The organism is Okeanomitos corallinicola TIOX110, from assembly GCF_038050375.1.
Classification (GTDB): Bacteria; Cyanobacteriota; Cyanobacteriia; order Cyanobacteriales; family Nostocaceae; genus Okeanomitos; species Okeanomitos corallinicola.
This window is the reverse complement of sequence record NZ_CP150886.1, coordinates 282,216-294,981: the sequence shown is the minus strand read 5'-3', so window position 1 is coordinate 294,981 and position 12,766 is coordinate 282,216. Positions and strand designations below refer to the sequence as shown.

Genomic DNA, 12,766 nt, shown 5'->3' with positions numbered 1-12,766 from the left:
TTGCAAATAAGATGTGACAAGAAGTGGATGGAAGAATGTTCTCAATCATCTGCGCTTAATTGTTCAACCTCTCTGACTATTTTGGTTGATTTATCCCTGGCTTGATATTTTTCCCAATTCCGATTTATTGCTTGGATTCAATCATCTTAATTGATGCAATGAATAGATTTAAACCCTTTTATGCTTCCAGGTAAAAAGGTTTATTTACTACTTGCTTCATCCGGAAAGCGACAAAATAGGGATATATTAAGACTTTTAAATCAATCGGAGCGGCGGGATTCGAACCCACGACCTCCACTACCCCAAAGTGGCGCGCTACCAAGCTGCGCTACGCCCCGTTTACTTAATCGTACGTTTTAGATTCTATATTTTGGCTTGGGGATTTATGCCAAATTTGTGAATCTTAAACTAATTAAGTCACTCTCACTAAATTAACATGATGTTCAGGAAAATGGCAAGCCTTTTTTAGAAAACTTTTCAGAACAATTTTCAGAACACTTTTAGGACAGCCGCAGCTTGCAATAAACCTGGCACAGCTTCCACATCCCATTTTCCTTCTACACAACGCTCTGTATTGAGAATCAAGCGCAAACTGTAACTGTGGGGATATCCTTCGACTTCCATCCATAAAAGCTCACTTTCCGCTTCACCGGCAATTTTTTCTTCATCCATTAATTCAGAGGCTAGATGCTTCATGCTATCTGCAAGCTGACTCACTAAGCGACAAAAATCATTTAGTTCAGCTTCTGTTAATTCTATTGCCCAATCATCTGTACCAACTAAGCCTTTGAACTTTGGTGCGTCTGGATTCCAACCTATACGCCAACCATTTCCGCTTTTAATTACTTTTGTATTAGTCATTGGTAAAAATATTATGCAACCTATAAGCTGTCACCTGTAACCTGTCAACTTTAACCTGTCACCTGTTGCTAGGATTGTAGATATTAACTAAAACTTGAACTAAATCATTACGTTGTTTGCGGGTAAGTTTGGCTATGGCTTGGCGATCGCCTGGTAAGGGGTTTTGACGTAAAAAGTCATTACCTGGATAGGATGCTTCATAAATAACCTCATTTGCCTCAAGATAGTCAGCTAAAGTTAACTTCCAATCTAAACGATAGATGGGGGATCTACCTTTAGTATAAATGTGATAACGAATCAAGCGACTAGCTAAGGTGTTATTTTCACCTACCTTACCAGTATCTTTACTTATATATTGATTTTCTTTTGGTAAATCTGGTAATTGCTGATAAACAATTTGCCAAACATCACTAGGGCTAATAATCTGGGCCATAGCAGGTTTAACACTCAGAAAATTTGAGCCACCCAAACCCAAAACTGCGATAATGATCATTATCAAGGCAATGATCGGTTTTGATTTAAAACTGAAAAATAAAGCTCTTTTCTTGTTCATCTTTATTAACCTCAAAAAACTGGGAACTGGAAACTTACACCCAATTCCCAGCGTCACAAAAGTTATAATTCCCCGATAATTTCCGGCTGATTTAGTTCATCAGACATTTCAATAATTGCTCTGAGTACAGGTTTCATAATCGCATCTTCGTTATTTTCAAAGTCTTCATAACGGCGACGCTTGGCGCGGTTGGCCACTTGAACAGTAATCCGATAGCGATTTGAGGCTGCGCTGATCAGATCCTCTGCACGGTGCATAATTTGAGACTGGGTTGTCTCGAACTTGGAACGCTTTAGCATAATTATTGACTGTTGGGATTCTCAACCAGTTTAGCAGTATCAAGATAAAGTTGGAAATTTTAGATATTGTCAATAACACGGTAATGTTTCTATGTTTATTGATTAAGTAAGTACGTCAGTGTGAAAAACCTATGTAAAAAAAAGTAAAATCATCAAAACCCCCAAAACCATTTTTTCTTTTTACCTATTAAAACTAAAATTTTTCTAGTTATTTTCCATTCAACCTAAATTATGCTGAAATTCAACTTTGTTACCCATCAAAAATCACTATCACTCATATTGAGAATATTTAGCTTCAGCTTGACTACCTTGGCAATTTTACCAATTTATTCATCACAGGCTGAAAACATACCTCTGGCCTCCAATGCTCCCTTAGAATTAAGTTTATTAAATGAACCTAACGGTTCTGTAATCACAGCTGATACCATCGCTTCCCAAGGTTTAACAATTCCTAGTTTATGGTGGGCCAAACAAATATCAGAAAATAAACTTTTAGATAATTGGATAGCATATCCTGCTTCTGTCAGTGAATCAGCCCGTGTAGATTTGATTGTCAATCAACAAATTTGGAGTTTGTTAGATTATTTAGAACGCTACAAATTTGTGAATAAGGTAGGTACAATTGCCAGAGGGTTTGGTTATAACATTCGAGTTTTTAATTATCAACAGGAACTGTTAGCAACATATACCTGTAATCTAGATGTTAAACCAGATTTATGTAATATTAAAATGAATTTCCAAAGCCGGTTAGGTTTGACCCAAACATCAGATTTTTAGGAATTTACAGCAAATTGCAGATCAATTAGGTACAGAATCAAAATTGAAACTTAGACACCAAGCTAGTTTCACCCCTGACTCCTGAATTCTGCTGTATTGAGAAACAGCTTGGTTTAAGCGGCATTTTTCATCTGCTTAAATAAAGTCTCATACTGCTTATTTGTATCCGGTGATAATGGTAGTAAGAACTCACTTTTATTAAATAAATTCTGGTTATTTAATAACAGTCTTTGTAATGGTTTTGAAATATCAGCATCAGCAATATTTGTAGGGATTGGTGAGTTAGTTTCTGTAAATTTAATAATTTGTTTAGCTATATCTGGTTGCCAACAAAAATTAATCCATCGAGATTGTAAATCATTTTTTTTCACCCCTGCTGGTTTTACCCATAAATCAGCCCAAATTGCTGTTCCTGATTGGGGAATTACTGCACCCAGTTTTGGATAACGACTGAGTAAGGGTATGACATCACTTGACCAACCTACAGCTAACCAAGTATCGCCAATAATTAGTGGTTCTAGGTAAGTGGTGGAATCATAGAATTTCACTTGTTGATTTAAGGTTTGTAATTCTGTTTCTAAGTTGGCTATTTTGGCAATATTTTCTGTGTTGTAAGATTTTCCAAGTTTTTTTAAAACCAAACCAATTACTTCTCTAGGATGATTGAGTAAGGAAATCCGCGATCGCAATTCTTCCCGCCATAAATCACTCCAGTCTGTTGGTTGCCAATCAAATTCTCGCAACTTTTCCCGATTATAAACAATGACTGTATTACCCCAGCGATAAGGTGCAGCCCATACTTGACCATTCGGGTCTATATTACCTTGATTATTCCGTTTAACCAGTTGCTGCCATTTTTGATTTAATGCTGACCATTGTTTGATTTCTTCTGTTTCTAAGGGCTGAATTAGTTTTTGTTCAATAGCTGCTTTTAGCCAATAATCTCCCAACGTCACTAAATCAGATGGAGCGGTTTTTTGATTTTGTCGAAATGGAATAAAACGCTCCCATCCTGGTTCTTTTGGTTGTTGCCAAGTTTGTAATTGTTTAAAGGCGATATTAATTTGATTAATGGGAACGAAATTTAATTTTGTCCCTGACTCCAAAGTTTTACGAAATTGGTTAACTACCTGACCTGGTATAGAACCCTTTAATAACTGTATTTTTAGTTGGTTCTGGTTCTGATTATTACATCCTATGAGTATTTGAGACACCAGGATTCCGCTTGTACCCAGTAAAAAAGACCTTCTATCCATTGATTTTTAAATTTAGAACTATAAACATAATTTTAAGCATAGGCGCAAACAAAGTTCAGAAAAACACAGAATTTTATTCCTGTCCGGGGAAAGTGGCAGAAACTTGATTTATGTAAAAGATTAAATAAATCATAAGTATTTTTAACATTGACAGTAAATTGAATAACATAAAGAAATTATTTGGGAATATGAGGTATTAAAAGGTATTAAATGGATTCATTACAGCAACAGATACTAACTTTAAGTGATAAAGTAGATGCCCTACATCAAGTAATTGAGAGCCTAGACAGAAAACTGTCTCAAGGGTTATCAGATTGCTTTTTAGAGCAAACGCAAATAGAAGACAATTATCTAGAAAAACATCAAGTCGAAACTTTCAAATTCAAAAAACAAGTAAGTTTCAATTCTGATTTAGAACACAAGGATGTGTTAATTGATGGGATTTATCCAAATAATCAACAAACAGGCGGAAAGCAAATAACAGCAGAACTACAAATCAAAAGACTAACGGCACAATTAACAGCCGCATATAATCGAATTGCTGCTTTAGAAGAACAATTAATGCGGCAGAGAATTCATTAATTGCTCAATTTGAGATTCAATGGCTGTTAAAAGTTGTTCTTGCTGCCAATTTTTACTTAGATAGGCGGCTATACAGGCAGCACCAGCACCAACACCTTCTTTAACAAATCCCTGCTCATAAGCTTGGAGTTGGGGATAGCGAGAATCAGCAAAACTTAATTGTGTAGCTATTAGGGGCGGAATTTCCGTACCCAAATTCATGCTGTTTGTGCCTAGATTAAGAGCTAAGTCAACCGTGGCCCCTGTAGAGTCCTCTGTTACCCAGCGGGTTGTACCCACAACCACTGCTTCTGGTTGCCAAGACAAAGAATAAGTTTTAGCGATCGCTTGTAGCAAAGCATAAACAGCCAACATTTGTGTACCACCAGCCAATAAAACCCCACATTTACGACTAGCGGCGATCGCCATTCCCGCCACCACCACCTGCATAGGATCACCCACAGCAGCTACCAGTTCTAGAGGATCTGTAAAATTGTCATGTTCAAATTTTCCTAACCCTGTTTGGACAACATTCCACTTTTGGGCATGATTACAAACAGGATGACTACTGTTAACCCTAGTGTTAGCATCAATACCCAAACCAGTCAAAATTGCCAAAGCCGTGGTAGTACCACCAACAACACACTCACTTAAAATCAAATATCCATCAGTAATATCAGCACTGAGTTGAGAACCCCAAAACAAACCCTGTTCTAGCAAATGTTTAACAGTGCCTATTGCCATCGCCGTACCCGTACTTACACACCTAGCCTTCGTCCCACCCAGATCAATTAATGGTACAGCAGGAATTAAATTTAAACCCGCATTAAATAAATAAACAGGTATTTTGAGTTCTTCCACCACAGCGCGAGAAATTACCACCGGAGAAGCACCAGCAGTCAAAGGAGGTAAAGGGTAAACCGCCTGATGTCCTGCACCATAATATAAAAATTCCGCATCAGCACAAGCCGTATATTTTCTATCCTCTGGAGTTAAACCAGCCGCAGAAATACCAGGAATTAAACAAGTATCAGTAAAACCTAAAACACAAGCAAACACAGGGAAACTACCGCGATAACGTCTTAACCAAGCCTCACCCCGTTCAATTTGTGTATAAATTTTAATATTAGTCATTAGTTACTTTTCCCCAATCACCAATCACAAATCACTATTCATAATCCATCAATACCTGTACCCAACGAGGAGGACGGGGGATAGGATTTCCCAGACGATCCAAAAGTAACCACGCTGCCAGGTGAACCACAAATAAATAAATTAAGTTATTAAAAGCAATCAACAGCATAGCTCCTAACTGAATCGCAAATACACTAGGAGTCGCCAATATTTGCAGTTTTAAGAAAATCCATTCAATAATTTCTGTTACCTGGTTAATCACATATACCCACAAATCTTCACCAGACAACATTGACAAAAACCACAACCGGAAAAACACACCCAAAGTACCCAACAGCGTACCTAAAGTAATGGAAACAATCCAAGGTACACGCCGATGCCAAGTTGCCCCCAACAACACACCCATCAAGGCAAAAGGCATCACAAATAGCATACTGCGAACTGGCCCCATCAAAACGGACAAAAGTAACCCGGAAGTAACAGCAGACATCCATGCAGCACGTTTACCCCAACGCAAATAAACCAAAGCAATGGGGACTGGGAAAAATATTCGTAAGACTGGACCCAAAGGAAAATAGAAATTAATAAACCAAATCAAACTTGCAGTGCTGGCCAAAAAAGCAGTTTCTACCATTCTCAGAGGTGCATCAACCTTAACCTGGGGACGTTGTAGCGGTTGTTGCTCTAAATTATTACTAAGACTGGCATTTGATGATTCTAGGGATGGATCTGCCTCCGGTTCGTCAGGTGAAGAATTTAAAATACTCATTAGTAATTTGTAATTTGTTAGAAGTAAATGCTAACAGCTTACTGACATAGCTACAGAAAAGATGGTTAGGACACGACAAAATTTCACAACCATTTCCCAGGCAACTTTTAAATAATCGTCTTTTCCAAAGCTGACACATCGGGAATGCAAATAACATCTTGTTCCCGTATAATCAAGCCTTTTCTTTCCAGCTTTGTCAGTACCCTAGTCACTGTTTCCCTGGCTAAACCACTTAAACTACTTAACTCACGATGAGGTAAGTTAGGAATTTCCGTTCCTGTATCTCCTCTCTTACCTTGACCATCTGCCAAAAACAATAAAGTATCAGCCACCCGTGATTGACTATCGGATTCTCGTAAGCGTAGACGACGGTTGACTTGTCTTAATCTTCTGGCCATTAATTGCGCCAATCTTACACCAGCCAGAGGTTCTATTTGTAACAATTTGACAAAATCCTGGGCTGGCATACTACCAATAGTTGTTGGTGTCAGAGTAATTACATCAGTAGAACGGGGAACTTCATCTAAAGCGGCCATTTCTCCAAATAACTCGCCATTACCAATGATATTTAGAGTTACTTCTTTTCCTTCTAAATTATAAGTACGTATTTTAACCCATCCATTTACGACAAAATAGACTGAACCACCCCAGTCATTTTCCAGTAGTATCACTTGGTTAGATGGGTGGCTACGGGTAACAAGATGAGTAAGAGTTACTTGTACAGTAGATTCAGGCAAACCTTGGAAAAAGGGTGCTGAAGTGATCCAATTGTGGTCGGATGACTGCGAGTTATATCTATCTTCCATTAGGACATATTTATTAAATGCTATTAATAGAACAAACAATTCCAGTGTTTTTAACCTAAGATTTGGAAAAATTACCACTAACCGCAAACAGGAAACTAAATTATGTTACACAAGAATAGGGTTATATAATTTTTTCTTAATCATCTTTACAGTCTCTTATTATTTACTGATAAATTACACCTGTTTTACCTCCCTGTGACTATAACCACATAATCAAGCTTAAAGTTTTGATTTTACACCTGAACCAACTCAAAACGGCAGCAAACCGATGCAAAAGATAGCGAAGCCTCTGGATTAAGTTGTATCTCCTAGTAATTCATAACATAATTAGTAGATTTGAGTTTACTAGTCAATGCTCTTGGGTTTTGAGCTATGCCATTCGGGAGCATCCCAATTTTGAAAAAATAAACTTAGCTACTCCCAAAACTCTCTACAAATCTCTTCCCTTTGTGTACTTTGCGTCCTTTGCGGTTCAATCATATCCAGCCTTGAGGCTTTTTCTTAGTTAGAGCAAAATAAATTTGCACATTTGGGATGCTCCCTGCCATTCATTATTGCTACTCTAATTTAGTTGTGGTCAATGTGAAGTACATCAGCCAGGGTAAAAGAATTATGTTTACCTTGTTTGTGGTATCCGGGCAACCCTTTAGTGTTCTAGAAAAATACTTAAAGATATTTATGGGTCTTTCCATGGGTATTGGTGTCTTTATTAAAAGTGGTGGTAAACCTACTCCTTCAATGTTTAACAGGGATAGTCCCTTACCACCTTGGGCATCGGACATGGCTTTTTACCCATGCCTCACCACCGATGATGATGGTATTTTATATGTAAATTTCGACATAATTACCAGAAACATGATTTGGGAAGTATTTTAATTAAGTGTGAGTCACGGGTTCGGTAGTTAGAAAATCACTAATCTAGCTACGAATAACCCCCAGAGGTGTGAGTAAACAATTTTATGTCTTACTCAATCTCCATGATTTTAAATACAATAAACATCTCAGTACATTTCTAGCTAAGGTACTTATCAAGTGACTTTCAATAAAGATGAAATTAACAAACTGATTGCAGATATTGACCAGTTGCTTGTCAATAGTAGCAATCCCCTGTCCAAACTACTATCTGGTCAGGGAGAAGATGACAAGAATGTTTTACAGCGAGTACGTGCGTTTTTGGTATCAATTGATCAAAGTGAAACACCAGAACCAATACCGGAGGTGACTAATCCTGAGCAGTCACAGACACCACCACTATCATCATTGATTACGCGATATGTAGAGCAAGAACAAAACAAAACTGTTGCTGATAATTATTTACAAGAACAGTTAAACCTCAATATAGAACAATTAAAAGAGCAAATATCAGTAATAATTCAACCATTACAGACAGAAGTCTCAGGTTTATTAGAAGAAAGAACTGCTCTAGTTCAAGAAATTAGGCAATTAGAACAAAAACGACTCCAAAATTATTCTTTAACGCAACAGTTAGCTAACCAAGAACAAATAATTAACGAGTTTATACAAGTTCTGACGAATCGTTTGGTGCCAAATTTAATCCCGTATTTGTCACAAAATGCACCTAGTTCCTCTGGTTTGATTAACAGAGAGAATAGTCAAGAAGTTAATATATCTTCTAATATTCAATCAGTTTTAGAATCAACTCAGGGACTAGAAAAGTTAAATGTTCTGGCTAGAGATTTAGATCAACGTTTACTATCATTGGATGGAACTGTTAATGTTGTATTTCAAGCATTAGAACGTAACATTAATACTTATTATCAGTCTTTATCCCAAGCACTGACTAGAATGCACAGTCAGGAGATGCAAGGTGAACAGTTGATGACAAATTTCTTAAATAATTTGCGTCAATACTTACAAGAACATTCTCCAGATGCTCCACCTTTTGTTTTTGGGGTAGATGTTGGTACAGAAGAAAAAACAGTTGCTCCCAGTGCGGAGGAAGTAGTTTCCCAGCAGACTACAAAAATTCCGGAATCGGACATAGTTGCGGATTTAGATACTGTATTATCAGAACTAACAGTTGAAGAATCATCTCTTGTTGTAGAAGAAAATTTGACTCAAGCTGATGAATCACAATCTCATGTTCAGGAAGAGTTAATTTTAGAGCCGACAAATGAGATTAAAACAACGGAAATTTTTGAGGATTTAGATACTGTATTATCAGAACTAACAGTTGAAGAATCATCTCTTGTTGTAGAAGAAAATTTGACTCAAGCTGATGAATCACAATCTTATGTTCAGGAAGAGTTAATTTTAGAGCCGACAGATGAGATTAAAACAACGGAGATTGTTGAGGATTTAGATACTGTATTATCACAACTTTACTCACCAGAACCGTTAACTACAGTGGCAGAGGATTTACAAGTTTCTGTAACTGAAGAACTAATTTCTGACCTAGCAACAGATACCCAAGAACCAGAAATTATTGAAAATCTGGATATTTTGTTATCACAGTTGACTACACAAAGGCCTTCAGATCCAGTAACAGCGAATTTCACCAGTCCAAATGAACCTGAAGTTGAGAATATTGATATTGATGAAGTAGATGAACTGTATGCAAGTTTGTTTGGTGGTACAGATGCTGTGAGTTCCAGTGCTGAGACTACTGTAGCAGTCACAAATGAAGTTTCTACCGCTGTTCCTGCTGAAAGTATACCCTTATCAGAAACACAGCAACCAGAGGTTAATTTATTAGTTACTTCAGAGTCATCCATACCGGAAAATACCACTGAGTTGGTAGCAGTTACAGAACAAGTAGACTTATGGGAAGAACCCTTATTACCGGAGGATACTCAATCACAGGCGGAATTTGCCAGCACTCCAAAATTGATGGATTCTCATCCAGATAGTAGTGATACAATTACGGTGCTAACTGATTTATTAGTTGAATTTAACGACACAGAACAAGTTACAGAAGTTTTACCCAGTCAGGAAGAGGTAAAACCAAAAATATTAGAAAATCCAGTTGTTACCTCTTCAGAAGAGGAATCAATGAGAGCAACGGATTTAACAAGACCAGGATATATTACAGCTTCACCACAGGAAAATTTACTGTCTTTAGAAAATGAAAATGGGGAAACAGAAGGTATTCCCAATATTGTTTTAGATGAAGCTCAGTTGCAGCAATTGGATCAAGACTTAGCAAGTTTTGATGGGCGGCTAAATTCTCAGTCAGAACAAATAACTAATTTACAAAGTTCTCAAGATTTTGTGGATGACAATACACAGTCAGAACAAATAACTAATTTACAAAGTTCTCAAGATTTTGTGGATGACAATACACGCTCAGAACAAATAACTAATTTACAAATTCCTCAAGGTTTTGTGTATGGTAGTGCGGAGATTGAAAATGTAGAAATGGTGATGGCAGATAGCAGTCCAACTAATGAGAATGTACCATTGGCTGCTGTTGCTGATTTGTATGTTGATGAAACTGAAAAAACAACGGGGGGGGAAAATTTCATATCGGAGTCTGCTGTACCTGTCTCTGAAGATTTAGAGGGTAATTCCAGTGATAATGCTAATTTAGGAGTTATCAATCCTCACTCAGTTTGGTATTTAGGAATTGATTTGGGTACAACGGGGATTTCTGCGGCTTTGTTGGATCGTTCTCAATTGGTTGTTTATCCGATTTATTGGTCAGCAGAAAATAAATCTGGTGAAATTTCTTTTGATCAATCATTTCGTTTGCCGGCAGAGGTTTATTTACCGACTGCTTCCGTTCCCAACTCAGCAATAGATAAGGAAAATCCGGAGCAGACAACACCTGCGGTGGTAGCACAGGATAATAATATTTCTAAGTCAGCACCAAAACAAAATCTTTACTCTACTCATTTAAAGCCTTTTTTACAGGTGGCAATTCCTTATAAAAATAGTCAGCAAAAATGGGAACCTGTGCTGCAATTAAATGAATTTTCAGCAGGGCCTTTGATTTGGGTATTGCGATCGCTCTCTAAATTACTGTTAACTCTCAAGTCAGATCAAATCAGTACCACTCCGGCGTTAATTGCTCATGGTGCGGGGATAGATAATGAAACTTTCCTGACAATTATTAATAATTTGGCTGGTGTGATTTGTACTTGTCCATCTAGTTGGTCTGAACAATATCGCTTTAATGTGCGGGAAGCTATACTTACTAGTCAGCTTGTCTCCCATGCTCAACAGATATTTTTTGTAGAGGAGGCGATCGCTACTTTACTACCAGAACTTGATTTTGGTCATTCTCAATTTGTGCAATTAAATAATGGTGAAGGTTTACAACCTTTAAAAACTAATCCGGAATCATGTATCGGTAGCACTTTAACATTGAATGTTGGTGCAGCTGCTACGGAAATGGCATTGGTTGATTTACCCACAGATTTGAGTGAATTGACACACAAGGATTTCATGCTACATGGTTTTTCCTATGGAGGTAAAGCGATTGAGCAAGATATTATTTGTCAATTATTACTACCACCAAAATCACGCCAACCCCGTGGAACAACGCAAAATGGTAGTCAAGCTACCACCAATCACCCTCAGTCTTGGCAACCTTCTATCCCTGGTTTAGATCAAATTAAATGGTCTAGTTTAAGTCTAGAAGGTTTAGAATTACCACGAGTGGGAGAGCCAGATGTAACTGCTCGTATCCGCTTACAACAAAGATTAGAAAGTTCTTTATTAGGACAGGGTTTGTTAGATGCTGCGTTGGCTTTAAAATTAATTTTGCAACATCAAGAATCTTTTACCTTAGAAATAGCTGATCAACGTTGGTTATTGCAGCGCCGAGATTTAGAAACCCAAATTTTTGTTCCCTATGTGCGTCGTCTCAACCGAGAAGTTAATAAATTATTGGTAGCTCGCGGTGTTCCCACGGAAGCAATAAATCAAGCGATTCTTTCCGGTGGAGTCGCTTCTATCAGTACAGTCAACCGTTGGTTAAGACAAAAATTACCCAATGCCAAAATAGTGCAAGATTTATATTTGGGTAGCAATGGCGCTCCTAATTGCAGTCGGGTAGCTTATGGTTTGACGATGTTACCTCTGTATCCCCAAGTTTTAGAAATCGCTAGACAACAGTACACAGATTACTTTTTGTTTAATGAGTTGCTCAAAATTTTATCTGATAATTTACGTGGTGAAACTACTCGTTCTCTTTCTTTTGGTGAAGTTCTACAGCTATTTGAAAGTCGGGGAATTAATACCCGCATCTGTCAACAAAGGTTACTGGCTTTCTTGGAAGGTGAACTACCAGCGGGTTTAGTACCTGTATTTATCTCAGAAGGTGCAACAGAAACCCAGGCTGATCAATCTTTATACTCTATTTGGTTGACCAAAAAATCTCAAGAAAATCCTGATTATCAGGCGATCGCCTCTACATCACTCTTTGAAAAACAAGGTAATCTCTCTTATCGTCCCAATCTTCAACAACTTATCTTATTGCGTCGTTATCTAGATGCAATTAAAGATAGTGCGCTGCAATCTCTAGAAGAACCATTAGCAGTTAATTTTGCTGTAGCTGCCAATTCCTAACATCATGTTTTCTTCAAAAATACTTCCCCCCTCAGAAAGATATTTATAGGAGCGATCAGAAAATTTACGTAAATTTTTGTTGAAGCTAGATTCATCAATGCCCATTTCCGAGTTAAAACATAACATGATCTCGAATGGGCATTTTTGACAGGACTTACGCAAAATACCTTTCAAATTCTGGTTTTTTCGTGACTTCTGTTTTTACCCTGTCATCTATC

The 12,766-nt window shown here is 37.5% G+C and carries 11 protein-coding genes and 1 tRNA gene; 4 read left to right on the top strand and 8 right to left on the bottom strand.

What is annotated here, in order from left to right; all coding sequences use genetic code 11:
• Positions 1–264: 264 nt before the first annotated feature.
• The 4 genes from WJM97_RS01265 to WJM97_RS01250 form a co-directional block, all read right to left on the bottom strand.
• Positions 265–338, bottom strand: a tRNA-Pro gene (locus tag WJM97_RS01265).
• A 151-nt stretch (positions 339–489) separates the two neighbouring features.
• Complete coding sequence (locus WJM97_RS01260; RefSeq protein ID WP_353931267.1) at positions 490–861, bottom strand: DUF1818 family protein; 372 nt, start codon at positions 859–861, stop codon at positions 490–492.
• A gap of 58 nt (positions 862–919) precedes the next feature.
• Positions 920–1,354 carry a hypothetical protein gene (locus WJM97_RS01255; protein ID WP_353933078.1) on the bottom strand — a complete coding sequence of 145 codons (435 nt, stop codon included), beginning with the start codon at positions 1,352–1,354 and terminating at the stop codon, positions 920–922.
• Positions 1,355–1,476: 122 nt separating this feature from the next.
• Positions 1,477–1,713 (bottom strand): DNA-directed RNA polymerase subunit omega, encoded by a 237-nt coding sequence (locus tag WJM97_RS01250; protein WP_353931266.1) that lies wholly within the window; start codon positions 1,711–1,713, stop codon positions 1,477–1,479.
• Between the two features lie 231 nt (positions 1,714–1,944).
• Here WJM97_RS01250 and WJM97_RS01245 point away from each other — a divergent pair, with 231 nt between their 5' ends.
• Complete coding sequence (locus WJM97_RS01245) at positions 1,945–2,490, top strand: hypothetical protein (RefSeq protein ID WP_353931265.1); 546 nt, start codon at positions 1,945–1,947, stop codon at positions 2,488–2,490.
• Between the two features lie 113 nt (positions 2,491–2,603).
• Here the strand turns inward: WJM97_RS01245 and WJM97_RS01240 are convergent, their stop codons facing one another.
• Positions 2,604–3,746 carry an extracellular solute-binding protein gene (locus WJM97_RS01240; protein WP_353931264.1) on the bottom strand — a complete coding sequence of 381 codons (1,143 nt, stop codon included), beginning with the start codon at positions 3,744–3,746 and terminating at the stop codon, positions 2,604–2,606.
• Positions 3,747–3,956: 210 nt separating this feature from the next.
• Here WJM97_RS01240 and WJM97_RS01235 point away from each other — a divergent pair, with 210 nt between their 5' ends.
• Entirely contained in the window at positions 3,957–4,328 is a 372-nt protein-coding gene (locus WJM97_RS01235; protein WP_353931263.1) for a hypothetical protein, read from the top strand.
• Here WJM97_RS01235 and cobT read toward each other — a convergent pair.
• The 3 genes from cobT to WJM97_RS01220 form a co-directional block, all read right to left on the bottom strand.
• Positions 4,305–5,441, bottom strand: a complete 1,137-nt coding sequence (gene cobT, locus WJM97_RS01230; protein ID WP_353931262.1) for a nicotinate mononucleotide-dependent phosphoribosyltransferase CobT — start codon at positions 5,439–5,441, stop codon at positions 4,305–4,307. The two genes, WJM97_RS01235 and cobT, sit on opposite strands and share 24 nt — an antisense overlap.
• Positions 5,442–5,475: 34 nt before the next feature.
• Positions 5,476–6,210, bottom strand: coding sequence for a DUF2232 domain-containing protein (locus tag WJM97_RS01225; RefSeq protein ID WP_353931261.1), 735 nt, complete (start codon positions 6,208–6,210; stop codon positions 5,476–5,478).
• 107 nt (positions 6,211–6,317) lie between these two features.
• Positions 6,318–7,016: a Crp/Fnr family transcriptional regulator gene (locus WJM97_RS01220; protein WP_353931260.1), complete on the bottom strand. Its 699-nt coding sequence runs from the start codon at positions 7,014–7,016 to the stop codon at positions 6,318–6,320.
• A gap of 612 nt (positions 7,017–7,628) precedes the next feature.
• Between WJM97_RS01220 and WJM97_RS01215 the strand changes: the two genes are divergently transcribed.
• Positions 7,629–7,892: a hypothetical protein gene (locus WJM97_RS01215; RefSeq protein WP_353931259.1), complete on the top strand. Its 264-nt coding sequence runs from the start codon at positions 7,629–7,631 to the stop codon at positions 7,890–7,892.
• Positions 7,893–8,048: 156 nt separating this feature from the next.
• A complete protein-coding gene (locus tag WJM97_RS01210; RefSeq protein WP_353931258.1) occupies positions 8,049–12,548 on the top strand; it encodes a hypothetical protein in 4,500 nt (1,499 codons plus the stop codon).
• Positions 12,549–12,766: the final 218 nt, after the last annotated feature.

Excerpts from the sequence above, each read along its gene's own strand:
- WJM97_RS01260 (WP_353931267.1), bottom strand. The coding sequence starts at position 861 with ATGACTAATACAAAAGTAATTAAAAGCGGAAATGGTTGGCGTATAGGT.
- WJM97_RS01255 (WP_353933078.1), bottom strand. The coding sequence starts at position 1,354 with ATGATCATTATCGCAGTTTTGGGTTTGGGTGGCTCAAATTTTCTGAGT.
- WJM97_RS01250 (WP_353931266.1), bottom strand. The coding sequence starts at position 1,713 with ATGCTAAAGCGTTCCAAGTTCGAGACAACCCAGTCTCAAATTATGCAC.
- WJM97_RS01245 (WP_353931265.1), top strand. The coding sequence starts at position 1,945 with ATGCTGAAATTCAACTTTGTTACCCATCAAAAATCACTATCACTCATA.
- WJM97_RS01240 (WP_353931264.1), bottom strand. The coding sequence starts at position 3,746 with ATGGATAGAAGGTCTTTTTTACTGGGTACAAGCGGAATCCTGGTGTCT.
- WJM97_RS01235 (WP_353931263.1), top strand. The coding sequence starts at position 3,957 with ATGGATTCATTACAGCAACAGATACTAACTTTAAGTGATAAAGTAGAT.
- cobT (WP_353931262.1), bottom strand. The coding sequence starts at position 5,441 with ATGACTAATATTAAAATTTATACACAAATTGAACGGGGTGAGGCTTGG.
- WJM97_RS01225 (WP_353931261.1), bottom strand. The coding sequence starts at position 6,210 with ATGAGTATTTTAAATTCTTCACCTGACGAACCGGAGGCAGATCCATCC.
- WJM97_RS01220 (WP_353931260.1), bottom strand. The coding sequence starts at position 7,016 with ATGGAAGATAGATATAACTCGCAGTCATCCGACCACAATTGGATCACT.
- WJM97_RS01215 (WP_353931259.1), top strand. The coding sequence starts at position 7,629 with ATGTTTACCTTGTTTGTGGTATCCGGGCAACCCTTTAGTGTTCTAGAA.